General features: G+C 38.5%; 19 protein-coding genes and 1 other annotated feature. Of the genes, 14 read left to right on the forward strand and 5 right to left on the reverse strand.

The genetic code is table 11. From position 1 onward, the window contains the following. Positions 1-685 precede the first annotated feature (685 nt). Positions 686-821 (forward strand) — a sequence feature (ribosomal protein L10 leader region). 38 nt (positions 822-859) lie between these two features. The 5 genes from rplJ to ACWPVF_RS03960 all read left to right on the forward strand — a co-directional run bounded on the left by rplJ (position 860) and on the right by ACWPVF_RS03960 (position 5,649). Next, positions 860-1,360 (forward strand): 50S ribosomal protein L10, encoded by a 501-nt coding sequence (rplJ, locus tag ACWPVF_RS03940; RefSeq protein WP_001287271.1) that lies wholly within the window; start codon positions 860-862, stop codon positions 1,358-1,360. 75 nt (positions 1,361-1,435) lie between these two features. Beyond that, positions 1,436-1,804, forward strand: coding sequence for a 50S ribosomal protein L7/L12 (rplL, locus tag ACWPVF_RS03945; protein ID WP_048716072.1), 369 nt, complete (start codon positions 1,436-1,438; stop codon positions 1,802-1,804). Positions 1,805-2,201: 397 nt separating this feature from the next. Then, positions 2,202-3,119: a glycine--tRNA ligase subunit alpha gene (gene glyQ / locus ACWPVF_RS03950; protein WP_414307825.1), complete on the forward strand. Its 918-nt coding sequence runs from the start codon at positions 2,202-2,204 to the stop codon at positions 3,117-3,119. 206 nt (positions 3,120-3,325) lie between these two features. After that, on the forward strand, positions 3,326-5,362 hold the full coding sequence (glyS, locus tag ACWPVF_RS03955; RefSeq protein WP_454384839.1) for a glycine--tRNA ligase subunit beta: 2,037 nt from the start codon (positions 3,326-3,328) through the stop codon (positions 5,360-5,362). 29 nt (positions 5,363-5,391) lie between these two features. Then, positions 5,392-5,649, forward strand: coding sequence for a DUF896 family protein (locus ACWPVF_RS03960; protein ID WP_016465955.1), 258 nt, complete (start codon positions 5,392-5,394; stop codon positions 5,647-5,649). Between the two features lie 85 nt (positions 5,650-5,734). Here ACWPVF_RS03960 and ACWPVF_RS03965 read toward each other — a convergent pair whose 3' ends face one another. From ACWPVF_RS03965 to ACWPVF_RS03975, 3 genes are read right to left on the reverse strand one after another with little or no spacing between them, the layout of a single operon-like run. Further along, positions 5,735-6,979 (reverse strand): NAD(P)H-dependent oxidoreductase, encoded by a 1,245-nt coding sequence (locus ACWPVF_RS03965; RefSeq protein ID WP_045615823.1) that lies wholly within the window; start codon positions 6,977-6,979, stop codon positions 5,735-5,737. A gap of 17 nt (positions 6,980-6,996) precedes the next feature. Then, on the reverse strand, positions 6,997-7,602 hold the full coding sequence (locus ACWPVF_RS03970; protein ID WP_045615826.1) for an NADPH-dependent FMN reductase: 606 nt from the start codon (positions 7,600-7,602) through the stop codon (positions 6,997-6,999). Positions 7,603-7,636: 34 nt separating this feature from the next. After that, on the reverse strand, positions 7,637-8,557 hold the full coding sequence (locus ACWPVF_RS03975; protein ID WP_414307823.1) for an FAD:protein FMN transferase: 921 nt from the start codon (positions 8,555-8,557) through the stop codon (positions 7,637-7,639). A 315-nt stretch (positions 8,558-8,872) separates the two neighbouring features. Between ACWPVF_RS03975 and nox the strand changes: the two genes are divergently transcribed. Further along, on the forward strand, positions 8,873-10,252 hold the full coding sequence (nox, locus tag ACWPVF_RS03980) for a H2O-forming NADH oxidase (protein ID WP_414307822.1): 1,380 nt from the start codon (positions 8,873-8,875) through the stop codon (positions 10,250-10,252). 53 nt (positions 10,253-10,305) lie between these two features. Here the strand turns inward: nox and ACWPVF_RS03985 are convergent, their stop codons facing one another. Both ACWPVF_RS03985 and ACWPVF_RS03990 read right to left on the reverse strand, forming a co-directional pair. Continuing rightward, on the reverse strand, positions 10,306-11,172 hold the full coding sequence (locus ACWPVF_RS03985; protein ID WP_414307821.1) for a YitT family protein: 867 nt from the start codon (positions 11,170-11,172) through the stop codon (positions 10,306-10,308). Positions 11,173-11,234: 62 nt separating this feature from the next. Beyond that, complete coding sequence (locus tag ACWPVF_RS03990) at positions 11,235-12,887, reverse strand: Rqc2 family fibronectin-binding protein (protein WP_414307820.1); 1,653 nt, start codon at positions 12,885-12,887, stop codon at positions 11,235-11,237. Between the two features lie 104 nt (positions 12,888-12,991). On the opposite strand from ACWPVF_RS03990, the gene ybeY reads away from it, so the two are divergent. Genes ybeY through secG form a run of 8 tightly spaced genes read left to right on the forward strand, consistent with a single transcriptional unit; the run spans position 12,992 to position 17,868 of the window. Beyond that, on the forward strand, positions 12,992-13,489 hold the full coding sequence (gene ybeY / locus ACWPVF_RS03995) for an rRNA maturation RNase YbeY (protein WP_414307819.1): 498 nt from the start codon (positions 12,992-12,994) through the stop codon (positions 13,487-13,489). After that, positions 13,470-13,865 carry a diacylglycerol kinase family protein gene (locus tag ACWPVF_RS04000; protein WP_045615840.1) on the forward strand — a complete coding sequence of 132 codons (396 nt, stop codon included), beginning with the start codon at positions 13,470-13,472 and terminating at the stop codon, positions 13,863-13,865. Before ybeY ends, ACWPVF_RS04000 begins: the two co-directional genes overlap by 20 nt. 17 nt (positions 13,866-13,882) lie before the next feature. Then, the gene (gene era / locus ACWPVF_RS04005; RefSeq protein WP_414307818.1) at positions 13,883-14,782 is read left to right on the forward strand and encodes a GTPase Era; all 900 of its coding nucleotides are present in this window, start codon (positions 13,883-13,885) and stop codon (positions 14,780-14,782) included. 48 nt (positions 14,783-14,830) lie between these two features. Beyond that, positions 14,831-15,655, forward strand: a complete 825-nt coding sequence (mutM, locus tag ACWPVF_RS04010) for a DNA-formamidopyrimidine glycosylase (protein ID WP_414307817.1) — start codon at positions 14,831-14,833, stop codon at positions 15,653-15,655. Beyond that, complete coding sequence (gene coaE, locus ACWPVF_RS04015; RefSeq protein WP_454384844.1) at positions 15,655-16,260, forward strand: dephospho-CoA kinase; 606 nt, start codon at positions 15,655-15,657, stop codon at positions 16,258-16,260. Before mutM ends, coaE begins: the two co-directional genes overlap by 1 nt. Then, entirely contained in the window at positions 16,247-17,446 is a 1,200-nt protein-coding gene (locus ACWPVF_RS04020; RefSeq protein WP_454384846.1) for a multidrug efflux MFS transporter, read from the forward strand. Before coaE ends, ACWPVF_RS04020 begins: the two co-directional genes overlap by 14 nt. After that, positions 17,446-17,595 carry a 50S ribosomal protein L33 gene (gene rpmG, locus ACWPVF_RS04025; RefSeq protein WP_045615846.1) on the forward strand — a complete coding sequence of 50 codons (150 nt, stop codon included), beginning with the start codon at positions 17,446-17,448 and terminating at the stop codon, positions 17,593-17,595. Before ACWPVF_RS04020 ends, rpmG begins: the two co-directional genes overlap by 1 nt. Positions 17,596-17,634: 39 nt before the next feature. Further along, positions 17,635-17,868, forward strand: a complete 234-nt coding sequence (gene secG, locus ACWPVF_RS04030; RefSeq protein WP_045615847.1) for a preprotein translocase subunit SecG — start codon at positions 17,635-17,637, stop codon at positions 17,866-17,868. Positions 17,869-17,893: the final 25 nt, after the last annotated feature.

Raw genomic sequence — 17,893 nt, forward strand, 5'->3', positions numbered from 1 at the left:
CTTTTTATGTGTATATACAGTTGTATAGTACACTAAATATTTTTCCCCGTCAAGAGAGAAATTGAATTTTGAAGGAAAAATAGTTAAAATAAAGTAAAGTATCCTAGAAAGAGTAGAGAGGCAAGATGATAGATATTCTTTATCCAATTTTTGTCATTCATTTTATATCTAAGCAGAAAAAAACAGGAATCCAAGTATCAAAATTCACAACATTTACAGCCTATAGTTTTTTGATTATATCTTTAATTAGAATTGCATTTGGATCCTTAGGACTATTCCTTTTCTCGATTCCCATATTCGGTTTCCTCTATTTTGCAGTTATAGGTGAAATTCTTTTTCATATTAGCATCATTTACGGAATCATTTTACTTTTCTTGTCCTTAACGCTATTCCTAGACAGTCAAAAAAGTAACCAAGAACTTCTAATCATGGAACAAACTCCCTTTATCTTTTATCTATTAATGTTAAGTGTTCACGCACTCTTGATCTATTCTACATTAGTACCGATACTTTCTATTCACGATAAAATATAAATACTCTTTATCAATGACTTGTAGTGGAATATAAGAAACATCGAGACAGTATACATTATAATGAAGTGAATAGTCTATATGTTTCCTTTTAAAAAATTAAATTTTTTTAATAAAAGTGCTTGCTTTGAAATGACAGATATGATATACTTATAAACGGTTTGAAAAAACTGCCTAAGACAGTAGGGGAGCTCGACTCATAAATATCCTACCGAGGACAAAACGTATCATGTAAAAAGAAGCGTATTGTACTTTCGTGTCTAGGTTTGGGCGCGTTTTTCTTTTGGAAAAATTCCCCAAGCAAAATAATTACGGAGGTGAACACACTAATGAGTGAAGCAATTATTGCTAAGAAAGCGGAACTAGTTGACGTAGTGGCTGAGAAAATGAAAGCTGCTGCATCAATCGTCGTTGTAGACGCTCGTGGTTTGACAGTTGAACAAGATACAGTTCTTCGTCGTGAGCTTCGTGGAAGCGAAGTTGAGTATAAAGTTATTAAAAACTCAATCTTACGTCGTGCAGCTGAAAAAGCTGGTCTTGAAGATCTTGCATCTGTTTTTGTTGGACCATCTGCAGTAGCATTTTCTAATGAAGATGTTATCGCACCAGCGAAAATCTTGAACGACTTTGCTAAAAACGCTGAAGCACTTGAAATCAAAGGTGGTGCAATCGAAGGCGCTGTCGCATCTAAAGAAGAGATTATTGCTCTTGCAACTCTTCCAAACCGCGAAGGACTTCTTTCTATGCTCCTTTCTGTACTTCAAGCGCCAGTGCGCAACGTTGCTCTTGCAGTCAAAGCGGTTGCAGACAACAAAGAAGACGCAGCTTAATCTTAAGCTACGCAGCGTAGCCTAGCTACAAAAAATATAAAAAATAAAATATAAACTTATTTGGAGGAAATAACAATGGCATTGAACATTGAAAACATTATTGCTGAAATTAAAGAAGCTTCAATCCTTGAATTGAACGACCTTGTAAAAGCTATCGAAGAAGAATTTGGTGTAACTGCAGCTGCTCCTGTAGCTGTTGCTGCAGCTGGTGCTGCTGACGCTGGTGCTGCTAAAGATTCATTCGACGTTGAATTGACATCTGCAGGCGACAAGAAAGTCGGCGTTATCAAAGTTGTACGTGAAATCACTGGTCTTGGTCTTAAAGAAGCTAAAGAACTTGTTGATGGTGCACCAGGTGTCATCAAAGAAGGCGTTGCAGCTGCTGAAGCTGAAGAACTTAAAGCTAAATTGGAAGAAGCTGGAGCTTCAGTTACTCTTAAATAATAGAGCGACTACATTTGTAGCTTAAAAACATGATTAAACCGCTATTCTTAGGAGTAGCGGTTTTTCTTTTTGTTTAAATGGAGCTAAAGGTTTATTAAAATCTAATTGCTAATCATTTAGTAGAGATTTCTTATGTAAAAAATTTACTTTTTAATTCCTTTCTGTTATAATAGATGGCAAGAAAGAATATCTTATCAGTAGATCCTAAGCGAGCCTGTGGTAGTGGGAGTCAGGTGGTTAAGAGATAAGTGTGGCGCTTTTGGTATTTTAAAAAAAATAATGAAGTAATAAATTAGGGTGGAACCGCGTTTTTGACGCCCCTAGGTCGCAGACTTAGGAGCAAAGACTCGGTTCTTTTTGTATCCAAAGTCACAAGAATTAAAAAAAGGAGTAAAACATGTCCAAAAAACTAACCTTTCAAGAGATTATCTTGACTTTGCAACAATACTGGAATGACCAGGGTTGTATGCTCATGCAGGCTTATGACAACGAAAAGGGTGCAGGAACTATGAGTCCTTACACTTTCCTTCGTGCTATTGGTCCTGAGCCATGGAATGCAGCTTATGTAGAGCCATCACGTCGTCCAGCAGATGGTCGTTACGGGGAAAATCCAAACCGTCTTTACCAACACCACCAATTCCAAGTGGTTATGAAACCATCACCATCAAATATTCAGGAGCTCTATCTCGAGTCATTGGAAAAATTGGGGATCAATCCATTGGAACACGATATCCGCTTCGTTGAAGATAACTGGGAAAATCCATCAACTGGATCAGCTGGTCTTGGTTGGGAAGTATGGTTGGACGGTATGGAAATCACTCAGTTCACTTATTTCCAACAAGTCGGTGGCTTGGCAACTGGTCCTGTCACAGCTGAAGTTACTTATGGTTTAGAGCGTTTAGCTTCTTACATCCAAGAAGTAGATTCTGTTTATGATATTGAGTGGGCTCCAGGCGTAAAATACGGAGAAATCTTCCTTCAACCAGAATACGAGCATTCAAAATACAGCTTTGAAGTTTCAGATCAAGATATGTTGCTTGAAAACTTTGAGAAATTTGAAAAAGAAGCCGGACGTGCTTTGGAATTGGGCCTAGTTCACCCTGCCTATGACTACGTTTTGAAATGTTCACACACTTTCAACTTGCTAGACGCACGTGGTGCTGTTTCTGTTACAGAACGTGCTGGTTATATTGCCCGCATCCGTAACTTGGCTCGTTTCGTAGCCAAAACCTTCGTCGCAGAACGCAAGAAACTCGGTTACCCACTTCTCGACGAAGCTACACGCGCCAAACTCCTAGCAGAAGAGGAAGAATAAAGAGAGCGTATTAGATGGGATTGGCTGATAGAGCAATCCTACAGAACCAGTTGCCGCAGTGATAAAGGTATCGTTAGAGAAACTAACGATACCAGGCAAAATTGGAGACCTTAGGCTCCAATTTTAGCAATGAAACGACGAAGTCGGTTGCTTGCGTGCCAATCACATAAGGCAAACTGGAAAAAAGATATTTTCGGAGAAAAAACATGACAAAAAACTTATTAGTAGAACTTGGACTTGAAGAGTTGCCAGCCTACGTTGTCACACCAAGTGAAAAACAACTGGGTGAAAAAATGGCAGCTTTCTTGGATGAAAATCGCCTTTCATACGAAGGCATTCAAACCTTCTCAACTCCACGTCGCTTAGCTGTTCGAGTACTTGGTTTAGCAGACCAACAAACAGATTTGACTGAAGATTTCAAAGGACCTTCTAAGAAAATCGCCTTGGATGCAGATGGGAACTTTTCTAAAGCTGCTCAAGGATTCGTCCGTGGAAAAGACTTGACAGTGGATGATATTGAATTCCGTGAAATTAAAGGTGAAGAATATGTCTATGTGACCAAGCATGAAGCTGGAAAACCTGCTGAGGAAGTGTTGACAGGAATTCCAGAAGTATTGGCTAGCCTTAGCTTCCCAGTAAGTATGCACTGGGCAAATAATACCTTTGAATACATTCGTCCGGTCCATACGTTGACAGTTCTTTTGGATGATGTGGCACTCGATATGGATTTCTTAGATATTCATTCAGGAAGAGTTAGCCGTGGACATCGTTTCCTTGGACATGAAGTGGAAATTCGTCATGCTGATAGTTACGAAGAAGATTTGCGTAAAGTTTATGTCATTGCTGATAGCATTGAACGCGAAAATATGATTCGTGAACAAATCAAGGCTATTGAAGTAGAACAAGGTGTTCAAGTTCAGGTTGATGAGGGACTTTTAAATGAAGTTTTGAATCTGGTTGAATATCCAACTGCTTTTATTGGTAATTTTGACCCTAAATACCTAGAAGTTCCAGAAGAAGTTTTGGTTACTTCAATGGAAACTCATCAACGCTACTTTGTAGTCCGTGACCTTGAAGGGAATCTTAAACCAAACTTCATCTCAGTTCGTAATGGGAATGCTGAGCACTTAGAAAATGTTGTTCGAGGAAATGAGAAAGTCTTGGTGGCTCGTTTAGAAGATGGAGAATTCTTCTGGCGTGAAGACCAAAAATTGAAGATTGAAGATCTTGTAGCTAAATTATCTCATGTAACCTTCCATGAAAAGATTGGTTCATTACGTGAACACATGATCCGTACCGGGGAAATTGCTATTCTATTAGCAGAGAAAGCAGGTTTATCAGTTGATAAAACTGTTGATCTTGCTCGTGCTGCAGCTATTTATAAGTTTGATCTTTTGACTGGTATGGTTGGTGAGTTTGATGAACTTCAAGGAATCATGGGTGAGAAGTATGCTCTTCTTGCTGGTGAAAATCCGGCAGTAGCACAAGCTATCCGTGAACACTACCTTCCAGATTCTGCAGATGGTGCTCTTCCTGAGTCTAAAGTTGGAGCAATCCTTGCACTAGCTGATAAATTAGATACTCTCTTGTCCTTCTTCTCTGTTGGTTTGATTCCATCTGGTTCAAATGACCCTTATGCTCTTCGTCGAGCAACACAAGGGATTGTCCGTATCTTGGAAGACTTTGGCTGGAATATTCCAATGGACGAATTGATTGCTAGCCTTTATGCTTTATCATTTGATAGCCTAACTTACGATAATCAAGAAGAAGTGCTTAACTTCATCAAAGCTCGTGTTGATAAGATGATGGGGTCTACTGCAAAAGATATTAAGGAAGCTGTTCTAGCAAGCTCAAACTTTGTTGTTGCAGATATGATTGAAGCAGCAGAAGCACTGAAAGAAGCATCTCTAAATAGTGACTACAAACCAGCTGTTGAATCCTTATCTCGTGCCTTTAACCTAGCGGAAAAAGCAGAAGGTTCAGTCAAAGTTGATACTAGTCTCTTTGAAAATGAACAGGAAAAAGAACTAGCTCAAGCAGTAGAAAATCTAGAATTGAAAGGTTCAGCTAGTGATAAATTAACGCAATTATTTGCTCTTAGTCCTGTCATTGATGCATTCTTTGACAATACAATGGTTATGGCAGAGGATGTTGATGTTAAGAATAATCGCCTAGCTATTCTAACTGAACTTGTGAATAAAGCAAAAACTGTCGCTGCTTTTAATCTTCTTAATACAAAATAGAAATTAAAAAGTAGATTGGAGGTTCAAATATGACACCAGAAAAAATCGCTCGTATTAATGAGCTTGCTAAAAAGAAAAAAACAGAAGGTTTGACTGCAGAAGAGAAAGTAGAACAAGCCAAACTTCGTGAAGAATATATCGAAGGTTATCGTCGTGCGGTTCGTCACCACGTTGAAGGAATTAAAATCGTGGATGAGGAAGGAAACGACGTGACACCTGAAAAACTTCGTCAAGTACAACGCGAAAAGGGTTTGCATGGTCGCAGTCTTGATGACCCAAATTCATAAAGTAAATAAAACCTCGGTTAGTATAAGCTAACCGAGCTTTTTGTATTGAAAAAAGGAACCCAAAATGGTCCCTTTAGATTGGTTTTTAGTTACTTGCACCAGAAGTAGCATCAGCAGCTCCGTGGCCACCGTCACCATGTCCTCCAGCGTCAGATGCACCAGAAGTAGCATCTGTATCACCATGCCCTCCAGCAGGAGCAAATGGTCCGCTACCTCCTACCAAACGTTGACCAGTTTCTTTTAAGTACCAGTCAAGCCATGGTTGGAAGTTAAAGACGATTTCATTAATACCAGCATATGATCCATCTGGATAGTACATTGCTTGGTAGTTGTGAGTGTTGATAACACCTGCAGGTGAACCAGGAACGATTGTACGTACATATTCTTGGTTACCATTACGAAGTGTTCCGATAACCCATTCAACGTTTTTCATACGTGCTGGTGGAAGTGATCCGTGAACTGTTGACATACGGCTACCAGATTGAGATGGTACACGTTTCGCAAACATTGTGTCAGGATCTTGGTGAGCGTTGTTGTAGTAGAGGAATTGGTTGTTATCATCAGCATATGTCAATTCAAAAGGCATAGCTTTCAAGAACATATCAATTTGGTTAACTGTCAAGATACCATGGTCAAGTTTAACATATGTATCACCTGAAACAGCACCTGTGATTTCTGCAACTTTTTCTACCCAGTTTGGATCGTCTGGATCAACTTCTGTAATAGTTGTAGCGATTGGTTTGCCACAATCCAAGTCTTCTGGTTCAATTGGTTTTGGTTTTTTCAATTTAGAAACGACTCCTACGTATTTGACAAAGTTATCTAAGCAAGTTTCAAGGAATTTAACTGTTCCTTCGTTAATAATGTTTCCATTTGCGTCAAAAGCTTCTTTAGCTTTTCCAAGGAGGAATTCATTACCTGGCAATGTGTAGGCATTTACACCTGGTGCATCAAGAATTTTACGAAGGTGAACTTGAGCACGTGAAGTACCTTGGTCATAATATGAAGCACCCACAATCATAACTGGTTTGTTTTCAAATGGATGAACTTCAAATGAAAGCCATTCAAGAACAGATTTAAGTGAAGCAGAAATAGTGTGGTTGTGTTCAGGAGTTGCGATAATGACACCATCTGCACGAGTAATTTTATTGTACAACACTCGTAATTGGAAGCTTTCATCCCATTTTTCATCTTGGTTAAACATTGGAACTTCATCGATTTCCAAAACTTCTAGTTCAAATTTAATTTTAAACTGACGGCGGATGAATTCCAAGAGTTTGCGGTTATATGATTGATCGTAGTTTGATCCAACAAGTCCAACAAATTTCATTCTTTCGATCTCCTATCTTACAATTTTTCCCAATCAAAGTCTTCAGCATCCTTGCGAAGAAGTTCTTGTGCGTTACGCAATTTTTCAGTAACTTTAACAAAGATACGGAAGTCATCAAAGATGGCATCCAATTTCTTGATGACATCAAGATCCACCAAGTCACCATTCTGATCAAATGCTTGAAGAGAATGAGAAAGCAAGAATTCATCTGGGAGAACATTTGCTTTGATTTCAGGAGCATTTAGAATCTGACGAAGTTGCAATTGAGCACGTGAAGAACCAAGTGTACCGTATGAAGCACCTGTAATCATAACAGGTTTGTTCAAAAGTGGGAATACTCCATAGGAAATCCAAGCAAGAGCGCTCATAAGAACAGCTGGGATTGAGTGGTCATACTCAGGAGTACCGATAATAACACCATCAGCAGCTTCAATTTTAGCAACAATTTCACTAGCTTCGGCTGGAATTTGTTTGTCGGCTGGTTTGTTAAATACAGGTAGGTCTTTAATTTCTACCAATTCGATTTCAGCTTTATCTGCAAAGTGTTTTTGCATATATTGAAGCAGTTGGCGGTTTGTGGAACGTTTTGAGTTAGTTCCTACAATAGCAATTAGTTTTAGCATGAGCTTTCCTTTCTCTTTTTGCATTATTAATTATTTATCGTTGGATACCAGATGAACAAGCAATTCGTCCATCTTTGTCAATGAGGATGGCTTCGATACCATCAATGTTCTCGATTTGCCACATGATTGAAGCACTCCGTTCTCCGAACAAACGAGTCGTCCATATCTCACCGTCGACTGAGCGATCAGATATGATGGTTAAACTCGCTAGATCTGTTTCAATAGGATAGCCTGTATCACTGTCGAAAATGTGATGATAATCCTTGCCATCGATTTCAAGATGCCGTTCATAAATTCCAGAAGTAACAACAGATTTTCCAGTAATAGATAAGGTCATCAGGTGATTACCACGTGGGTGATTTGGATCTTGAATACCGATTTGCCAAGGCTGTCCATTTTTGGCTTGGTTATTACCAATGGTCAGGATATTTCCTCCTAGATTGATAAGAGCAGAGGTGACACCTTTTTCTCTCAGGAAAGCAGCAACCTTATCTGCACTATAGCCCTTCGCTAAACATCCTAAGTCGATTTTCATTCCTTTTTTTTCTAGGAAAACTGTGGAATGTATTGGATCGAGTTTGATATAACGAGGGTCTATCAATGGTAGAACAGAAGATATCTCTTCAGGACTAGCAACCTTTGCGTCGGAAAAACCAATACGCCAGGTTTGAACCAAAGGACCGATACTGATATTGAGATGACTACCAGGCGCTAGACTATGTTCTAAACCTAAAGAAATCAGCTCAAACAAATCAGGGTGAACCTTAACCGGGGCAATTCCTGCCTGATAGTTAACTTCCATCAATTCTGATGCAGTACTATTCGCATTAAAGCGAAATTCAAGTTCCTTTAGCAATTTAAAAGCTTGACGGAGAAGTTCGTCCGCATGTTCATGTACTAAGGAAATAGTAATCGTAGTTCCCATTAATCGCTCAGATGATGAACTGAGAGGCAAAGAATCAACCCCCTTCAAATTGATTGGAAAGAGCTTAAATCAAAAATTAAAAGCAATTTAAAGATTTATATTTCATTTCCATATATATAGAATATCATAAAGTCAGCGTTTTCACAAATTATTTTTTACAAAAAGTCAAGAAATATGCTTATAAGGTTTGTGAATTATAAAAAGAATTGGGAATTAATGAAAATAAATTAATATAAAATAAGAAAATGTATGAAAAAATATCAATCCGGTCAAATATCTTGTAAACGTTCACAGATAATGATATACTTGAAAGGTAAATAAAAAATAAAAGGTAGGATTTATCTTATGAGTAAAATCGTAGTTGTGGGTGCTAACCACGCTGGAACTGCATGTATCAACACAATGTTGGATAATTTTGGAAACGAAAACGAAATTGTTGTTTTTGACCAAAACTCAAACATTTCATTCCTTGGATGCGGAATGGCACTTTGGATTGGTGAACAAATCGACGGTCCAGAAGGTCTCTTCTACTCAGATAAAGAAAAATTGGAAGCAAAAGGTGCTAAAGTTTACATGAACTCACCAGTTCTTTCAATCGACTATGATAATAAAGTTGTGACTGCAGAAGTAGAAGGTAAAGAACACAAAGAATCATACGAAAAATTGATTTTTGCTACTGGTTCAACTCCAATCTTGCCACCAATCGAAGGTGTAGAGATTGTTAAGGGTAACCGCGAATTTAAAGCAACTCTTGAAAATGTACAATTCGTTAAATTGTACCAAAACGCTGAAGAAGTTATCAACAAACTTGAAGACAAGAGCCAACACCTTGAGCGTATCGCCGTTGTTGGTGGTGGTTACATCGGTGTTGAACTTGCTGAAGCTTTCGAACGTCTTGGAAAAGAAGTTGTCCTTGTTGATATCGTGGACACTGTTTTGAACGGATACTATGACAAAGACTTCACTCAAATGATGGCGAAAAACTTGGAAGACCACAACATCCGTTTGGCACTTGGTCAAACTGTTAAAGCTATCCAAGGTGACGGTAAAGTAGAACGCTTGGTAACTGACAAAGAAACATTTGATGTGGATATGGTTGTCCTTGCGGTTGGTTTCCGTCCAAACACAGCTCTTGCTGATGGTAAGATTGAACTTTTCCGTAATGGTGCCTTCCTTGTAGACAAGAAACAAGAAACATCAATCCCAGGTGTATACGCTGTTGGTGACTGTGCGACTGTTTATGACAACGCTCGTAAAGACACTAGCTACATCGCTCTTGCATCAAATGCGGTACGTACTGGTATCGTAGGTGCTTATAACGCTTGTGGACATGAGCTTGAAGGAATCGGTGTTCAAGGATCAAATGGTATCTCTATCTATGGTCTTCACATGGTTTCAACTGGTTTGACTCTTGAAAAAGCAAAAGCAGCAGGATACAATGCTGTTGAAACAGGCTTCAACGATCTTCAAAAACCAGAATTTATCAAACATGACAACCATGAAGTTGCTATTAAGATTGTCTTTGATAAAGACAGCCGTGAAATCCTTGGTGCGCAAATGGTATCTCGTGATTCTGCAATCTCAATGGCTATCCACATGTTCTCACTTGCTATCCAAGAACATGTAACAATTGACAAATTGGCATTGACTGACCTATTCTTCTTGCCACACTTCAACAAACCATACAACTACATCACAATGGCTGCTCTTACAGCTGAAAAATAATTTGATGAATAGTCAAAAAAAGTAACTTCAATTTTGAAGTTACTTTTTTATATTTAAAATGATGAAATTTCATCTCGCGATGGGTAAGTGAATCCTTCTCCAAGAATTTCATGGGCTTCTGTGATAGTGATAAAGGCCATAGGGTCAATCGTGTGAATCATTTCTTTCATCTTCACAATTTCATTTCTTGCGACGATACAGTAGATAATCTTTAAATCTTTTTGGCTATAATAGCCTTGCCCTGAGATGAAAGTAACACCACGGCCAAGTTCTTCATTGATTTTATCTGCTAACTCCATTGGTTTTTGAGTGATAATCATAAAACCTTTTCCAGCATAACCTCCCTCACCAATTATGTCAATGACTCTTGAGATAATAAAGTCAAACAAAAGAGTGTAGGTTACGAGACGTAGGTCTTGGAATATGATTAAAATCAGCATAAGAATTAGAAAATCAAGACCAAAAAGTAATTTTCCGATCGAAATATGGGTGTATTTGTTAAGAATACGCGCGACAATATCAGTCCCACCCGTTGTCCCGCCTGCGTTGAAAATAACACCGAGACCAACTCCTAGGAGGACACCAGCAACTAAAGCTACAACAACCAAATCTCCCTCAAGGTTAAACTGGAGAGGAATCTTCTCGAAGATAGCCAACCAGACAGATACAGAGAGGGTTCCAAGAAGACTAGAGTAGAGGGATCTTATTCCGAATATTTTCCAAGCTAGTAGGAAGAGAGGGATATTAATCAAGATATTCATTAGCGAAATAGGGATTTTAAAAAGATAGTAAGTTATCAAGGTTATCCCCGTTGCTCCACCTTCGAATAAATGATGTGGAACAACAAAATATGTGAGTCCGAAGGCGAAGATAGCAGCTCCGAATATGATAGTTATTGTTGATTTAATATGCCGTAGCATAGAGCTCCCTCCTATTTTTGTACAAAAATGAAGTAGTAAGAGTTGGACTATAAGAATTTATTTTACAGTTTCATGGAATGAATTTTCTCAGAATCAGGTGTGACACGAAGCGTTTTTTGACCAGTATAAGTCACGAATCCTGGTTTTCCGCCAGTTGGTTTATTAAGCTTTTTAACCTCAATCATGTCCACTTGAACGAGATTTGAGAGGCGTCCTTTCGAATAGTAGGCTGCAAGTTCTGCAGCATCTGTCTTGACTTCGTCAGAAGGATTCAGATTTCCTGATATGACAACGTGGCTTCCAGGAATATCTTTAGCATGGAACCAAAGTTCCTCTTTTCGTGCTATTTTAAAGGTTAACTCTTCGTTTTGAAGATTGTTTCGTCCAACGAGAATAATGGTTTTACCATCACTAGCCAGATACTTCTCAGGTTTTTTCCGCTTCTGGATTTTCTCCCGTTGACGTCTTCTGATGAATCCAGTTTGGATTAATTCCTCACGAATTTCAGCAATCTCATCTAGTCCAGCCTGGTTAAGTACCGTTTCTACACTTTCCAGATATAGAATAGTAGCCTTGGTTTCTTCGATTAGTTCTGTCAAATATTTGACAGCCTCTTTTAACTTTTGATAACGCTTGAAGTATTTTTGAGCATTTTGATTGGGTGTTAAAGCCTTATCAAGAGCGATAGTGATGGGCTGATTGGTGTAATAATTATCTAAGACGACTTGGTCTTGATCATTTGGAACCTGATGAAGGAAAGTTGTTAGCAATTCTCCTTTTTGTCTGAATTCCTCCGCATTTTCGGTAGCCTGCAACTCTTTTTTTTGCTTTTTCAGTTTTTGACGATTTTTTTGTAGTTCATTTTCAACTCGTCGAATAAGTTCACTAGCCTGCTGTTTCACACGGTCACGCTCAGCCTTGTCTTTGTAAAAAACATCAAGAAGTTGTGATAGGCTAGAAAAATGTTCCTCTATTTTATTCGAAAAAGGAACACAAGAAAAAGACTTATCTGTTAGGCAAGGTTTAGTTTCTTGTTTAAAAAAGTTACGGAAATTAGAAAGTTTATCATTAACTAATAAATTTTCCAATTCATTCGCCGTATCACGACCTAGTCCTTGAAACAGACTTTGAATGTTTCTCGCTGTTAATTCCTGTGTTTGGAGAATTTCAAAGAGTTTTTCATCCCTGATGGTAAAGGGGTTTCGAGCCTCTGTACTTGGAGGAGCTATATAAGTAGCACCGGGCAGGAGAGTACGGTAACTATTTTGAGAAAAACCGATATGCTTAATAACTTCAAGAATTTTGTGATTACTCTTATCGACAAGGAGAATATTACTATGTTTTCCCATAATTTCAATAATAAGTGTGGCCTGAATATTGTCCCCAATCTCATTCTTGTTAGAAACGGTGATTTCAACAATTCTGTCGTTTTCAATCTGCTCGATAGACTCGATAACAGCACCCTGTAAATATTTCCTTAAAACCATGATAAAGGTAGAAGGTTGAGCAGGGTTTTCAAAGGTCGTTTCTGTCAACTGGATGCGTCCAAAAACAGGATGAGCAGAAAGGAGCAGACGATGACTTTGGCGATTGCTACGGATTTGTAAGACCAATTCTTGATCAAAAGGTTGATTAATTTTTTGAATGCGACCGTTTAGTAGTTCAGCTCGCAATTCCTCAACCATGTGGTGTAAAAAAAATCCATCAAATGACATGGTTCTCTCCTTATGAATGTATTCCATAGTATTATATCAAAAAGGTAGAATAAAATCATAGAAATATGGTATAATAAAGCCAAGTAAAGAGAATCGAGAAACACATGTTTATTGAAATAGTAGATGAAACTGGTCAGGTTTCTGAAGAAATTTTAAAGCAAACACAAGAAATTTTGGAATTTGCTGCTAAAAAAATTGGAAAAGAAGACAAGGAGATGGCAGTCACTTTTGTGACCAATGAACGCAGTCATGAACTCAATCTAGAGTTTCGTGATACTGATCGTCCAACAGATGTCATCAGCCTTGAATATAAGCCTGAAATAGAAATTGCTTTTGATGAGGAAGATTTGGCAGAAGACCCTGATTTAGCAGAAATGATGTCAGAATTTGATGCTTATATCGGTGAGCTATTCATTTCAATTGACAAAGCTAAAGAGCAGGCTGAGGAGTATGGCCATAGCTTCGAACGTGAAATGGGTTTTCTAGCGGTTCATGGATTTTTACATATTAACGGTTATGATCACTACACTCCGGAAGAAGAAGCGGAGATGTTCGGTTTACAAGAAGAAATTTTAACAGCCTATGGACTCACAAGACAATAAACGAAAATGGAAAAATCGGGACTTGCTATCAAGTCTTGACTTTGCCCTAACAGGTATTTTTACTGCCTTCCAAGAAGAGCGTAATATGAGAAAGCATGCAGTAACATCACTTTTGGTTGTTCTTGCAGGCTTTGTTTTTCAGGTTTCAAAAATTGAATGGTTATTTCTCCTATTAAGCATATTTTTAGTAATTGCTTTTGAGATTTTAAATTCTGCTATTGAAAATGTAGTGGATTTGGCTAGCCATTATCACTTCGATATGCTTGCAAAGAAGGCTAAAGACATGGCTGCAGGTGCAGTTCTTGTTGTGTCCTTATTTGCAGCAGTGACTGGACTTATCATTTTCATCCCTAGGATTTGGGATATCCTATTTTAAACACTAAAGAGGTAACTATGACATTTAAATCAGGCTTTGTAGCCATTTTAGGACGCCCTAATGTTGGGAAATCAACGTTTTTGAATCATGTCATGGGGCAAAAAATTGCCATCATGAGTGACAAGGCTCAAACTACTCGCAACAAAATCATGGGTATTTATACTACGGATAAGGAACAAATCGTCTTTATCGATACACCAGGGATTCACAAACCAAAAACGGCTCTTGGAGATTTCATGGTGGAATCAGCCTACAGCACTCTTCGTGAAGTCGATACGGTTCTTTTCATGGTACCAGCTGATGAACCACGTGGAAAAGGCGACGATATGATTATCGAACGTCTCAAGGCTGCTAAGGTTCCGGTTATTCTTGTGGTCAATAAGATTGACAAGGTACACCCTGACCAACTCTTGGCTCAAATCGATGACTTCCGTAGTCAGATGGATTTCAAGGAAATCGTGCCGATTTCAGCCCTTCAAGGAAATAATGTTTCACATTTAATTGATATCTTGAGTGAAAATTTGGAAGAAGGATTCCAATATTTCCCATCGGACCAAATTACAGACCATCCAGAACGTTTCTTGGTTTCTGAGATGATTCGTGAAAAAGTGTTACACTTAACTCGTGAAGAAATTCCGCATTCAGTTGCAGTAGTGGTAGATTCTATGAAACGTGATGAGGAGACTGATAAAGTTCATATCCGAGCAACTATTATGGTCGAGCGCGACAGCCAAAAAGGGATTGTCATTGGTAAAGGTGGTGTCATGCTCAAGAAAATTGGTACCCTTGCGCGTAAGGATATCGAACTCATGCTAGGGGACAAGGTCTTCCTAGAAACATGGGTCAAAGTTAAGAAAAATTGGCGCGATAAAAAGCTAGATTTGGCTGACTTTGGCTATAACGAAAAAGAATATTAAGAAGAGGTGGGCGGTAGCCTGCTTCTTGTTTTTAGAGAAGGAGGAGCTATGCCTGAATTACCAGAGGTCGAAACAGTTCGACGCGGACTGGAAAAAATGATTTTGGGAAAGAAAATATCAAGTGTTGAAATCAGTTATCCCAAGATGATTAAGACAGATTTTGGACAATTTCAAAAGGAATTGCCAGGACAAGTTGTCGAGACAATGGGTCGTCGTGGGAAATATCTACTTTTTCACTTATCTGATAAGATTTTAATTTCTCATCTGCGAATGGAGGGTAAATATTTTTATTATCCTGATGAGATTCCTACACGAAAACATGCTCATGTATTTATCAACTTTGAAGACGGAGGCACTCTAGTCTATGAGGATGTACGCAAATTTGGGACCATGGAACTGTTGGCTCCTGAACTATTGGATTCTTACTTTATATCAAAAAAACTGGGCCCTGAACCAACTGAGCAAGACTTTGATTTAGAAAGATTTAAACTTGCCTTGAAAAAGTCTAAAAAGCCAATTAAATCTCATTTGCTTGACCAGACGCTAGTTGCAGGATTGGGAAACATTTATGTAGATGAAGTTCTCTGGAGAGCGAAAGTTCATCCTTCTAGAACTTCTAATAGTTTAAGCACCCAAGAGGCCATAAAAGTCCACGATGAAACGATTAAGGTTTTAGGTGAGGCTGTTGAAAAGGGTGGTTCAACGATTCGTACCTACACCAATGCTTTTGGTGAGGATGGAACCATGCAAGAATTTCATCAGGTCTATGATAAAACTGGGCAAGCTTGTTCTCGCTGTGGGGCTATCATCGAAAAAATTCAGCTTGGTGGTCGAGGAACCCACTTTTGTTCCAAATGTCAAAGGAGAAAGTGATGGGAAGAATAATTGGAATCACAGGTGGTATTGCATCCGGTAAGTCCACAGTCACAGAATTTCTAAGACAAAAAGGGTTTGAAGTAGTGGATGCGGATGCCCATGTCCACCAACTGCAGAAACCTGGTGGTCGACTCTATCAGATGTTAGTTGCGCACTTCGGTGCGAAAATTCTTCTTGAAAATGGGGAACTGAATCGACCATTACTTGCCAGTCTTATCTTTTCTAACTCTGAGGAGAGAGAATGGTCTAAAGAAACTCAAGGCAAAATCATCCGTGAAGAATTGAGGGCTTTGAGAGACAAGTTAGCTCAAACTGAGGATGTATTTTTCATGGATATTCCATTGCTTTTTGAACAAGACTATACTGCTTGGTTTGATGAAACTTGGTTGGTTTATGTATCACCTGATGTTCAATTAGAACGTTTGATGAAAAGAAATCATTTATCTAAAGAATCGGCTGAAGCTCGCTTGGCTTCTCAATGGTCTTTAGAAGAAAAGAAAAAATTGGCTAATCATCTTATAGATAATAATGGCAGTCGTGATCAGCTTCTGAGTCAAGTAGTGACCTTACTTGAAGGAGGCGATGTCCATGCAAGACATTAGTTGGAAGGATAATCTTCGTATTGCTTGGTTTGGTTGTTTTTTAACTGGAGCCAGCATTTCTCTCGTTGTTCCTTTCATGCCTATTTTTGTCGAACAGCTAGGAATTGAAGGAGATCAAGTTGCCTTTTATTCAGGTTTAGCTATATCAGTCTCAGCCATTTCTGCAGCCGTCGTATCACCAATTTGGGGTATCTTAGCAGACAAGTATGGTCGAAAACCCATGATGATACGAGCAGGGCTAGCCATGACTATTACTATGGGAGGTCTGGCCTTTGTTCCAAATGTTTTCTGGCTTTTGTTCTTACGATTTCTTAATGGTGTTTTTACAGGATTTGTACCCAATGCGACAGCTTTAATTGCAAGTCAAGTCCCCAAAGATAGGTCGGGATACGCTCTAGGAACTTTATCAACTGGTGTTGTTGCAGGTACGCTGACGGGCCCTTTTGTTGGTGGTTTCATTGCAGAAATTTTTGGAATTCAAAATGTCTTTTTATTGGTAGGTAGTTTTCTGTTTTTGGCAGCTATCTTAACAATTCTTTTTATTAAGGAAGACTTTCAACCTGTATCAAAAGAAAAAGAACTCCCAACAAAAGAGCTTTTTACCTCTGTGAAATATCCCTTTCTTCTGCTAAACCTCTTTCTAACCAGTTTTGTAATTCAGTTTGCTGCACAATCGATAGGTCCTATCCTTGCTCTCTATGTACGAGATCTTGGGCAGAAAGAGAATCTTCTCTTTGTCTCTGGCTTGATTGTATCCAGTATGGGATTTTCAAGTATGATGAGTGCAGGAGTCATGGGTAAACTAGGAGATAAGGTGGGAAATCATCGACTACTTGTCGTAGCTCAGAGTTATTCAGTTGTTATTTATTTATTATGTGCAAACGCGACAAGCCCATTTCAATTAGGTTTCTATCGTTTTCTATTCGGGCTAGGTACAGGCGCTCTGATACCGGGTGTCAATGCACTCCTCAGTAAAATAACTCCCAAAGCTGGCATATCAAGAGTATTTGCCTTTAATCAAGTTTTCTTTTATCTAGGAGGAGTGATAGGCCCCTTGGCAGGATCAACAGTAGCAGGTCAATTTGGTTACCATTCAGTATTTTATGCAACAGCTCTCTGCGTAGCTCTTAGTTGCTCTTTTAACCTTATCCAATTTAGAACATTATTAAAAGTGAAGGAAATCTAGTGCGCGTAAAAATTAATTTAAAATGCTCCTCTTGTGGCTGCATCAATTATCTAACCAGTAAAAACTCTAAAACACATCCAGATAAGATTGAAGTCTTAAAGTATTGTCCGAAAGAAAGAAAAGTAACTCTACATCTTGAATCTAAGTAGAAATTATGGTAAAATAATAAAGATTTTAAGGAGTTTGATATGTATAACCTATTATTAACCATTTTATTATTGTTATCTGTTGTGATTGTGATTGCAATTTTTATGCAACCAACTAAAAACCAATCTAGCAATGTATTTGATGCCAGTTCGGGTGATTTGTTTGAACGAAGCAAAGCGCGTGGTTTTGAAGCCGTAATGCAACGTTTGACAGGAATTTTAGTCTTTTTCTGGCTAGCCATTGCCTTAGCATTGACGGTATTATCAAGTAGATAAGAAAATAATGGGCGAGACTAGGTCT

The organism is Streptococcus sp. Marseille-Q7087, assembly GCF_965111935.1.

Excerpts from the sequence above, each read along its gene's own strand:
- ACWPVF_RS03965 (WP_045615823.1), bottom strand. The coding sequence starts at position 6,979 with ATGAAATTTGTTGGACTTGTTGGATCAAACTACGATCAATCATATAAC.
- glyQ (WP_414307825.1), top strand. The coding sequence starts at position 2,202 with ATGTCCAAAAAACTAACCTTTCAAGAGATTATCTTGACTTTGCAACAA.
- glyS (WP_454384839.1), top strand. The coding sequence starts at position 3,326 with ATGACAAAAAACTTATTAGTAGAACTTGGACTTGAAGAGTTGCCAGCC.
- rplL (WP_048716072.1), top strand. The coding sequence starts at position 1,436 with ATGGCATTGAACATTGAAAACATTATTGCTGAAATTAAAGAAGCTTCA.
- ACWPVF_RS04020 (WP_454384846.1), top strand. The coding sequence starts at position 16,247 with ATGCAAGACATTAGTTGGAAGGATAATCTTCGTATTGCTTGGTTTGGT.
- ACWPVF_RS03985 (WP_414307821.1), bottom strand. The coding sequence starts at position 11,172 with ATGCTACGGCATATTAAATCAACAATAACTATCATATTCGGAGCTGCT.
- era (WP_414307818.1), top strand. The coding sequence starts at position 13,883 with ATGACATTTAAATCAGGCTTTGTAGCCATTTTAGGACGCCCTAATGTT.
- ACWPVF_RS03960 (WP_016465955.1), top strand. The coding sequence starts at position 5,392 with ATGACACCAGAAAAAATCGCTCGTATTAATGAGCTTGCTAAAAAGAAA.
- rplJ (WP_001287271.1), top strand. The coding sequence starts at position 860 with ATGAGTGAAGCAATTATTGCTAAGAAAGCGGAACTAGTTGACGTAGTG.
- ybeY (WP_414307819.1), top strand. The coding sequence starts at position 12,992 with ATGTTTATTGAAATAGTAGATGAAACTGGTCAGGTTTCTGAAGAAATT.
- coaE (WP_454384844.1), top strand. The coding sequence starts at position 15,655 with ATGGGAAGAATAATTGGAATCACAGGTGGTATTGCATCCGGTAAGTCC.
- ACWPVF_RS03990 (WP_414307820.1), bottom strand. The coding sequence starts at position 12,887 with ATGTCATTTGATGGATTTTTTTTACACCACATGGTTGAGGAATTGCGA.
- mutM (WP_414307817.1), top strand. The coding sequence starts at position 14,831 with ATGCCTGAATTACCAGAGGTCGAAACAGTTCGACGCGGACTGGAAAAA.
- ACWPVF_RS04000 (WP_045615840.1), top strand. The coding sequence starts at position 13,470 with ATGGACTCACAAGACAATAAACGAAAATGGAAAAATCGGGACTTGCTA.
- nox (WP_414307822.1), top strand. The coding sequence starts at position 8,873 with ATGAGTAAAATCGTAGTTGTGGGTGCTAACCACGCTGGAACTGCATGT.
- ACWPVF_RS03970 (WP_045615826.1), bottom strand. The coding sequence starts at position 7,602 with ATGCTAAAACTAATTGCTATTGTAGGAACTAACTCAAAACGTTCCACA.
- secG (WP_045615847.1), top strand. The coding sequence starts at position 17,635 with ATGTATAACCTATTATTAACCATTTTATTATTGTTATCTGTTGTGATT.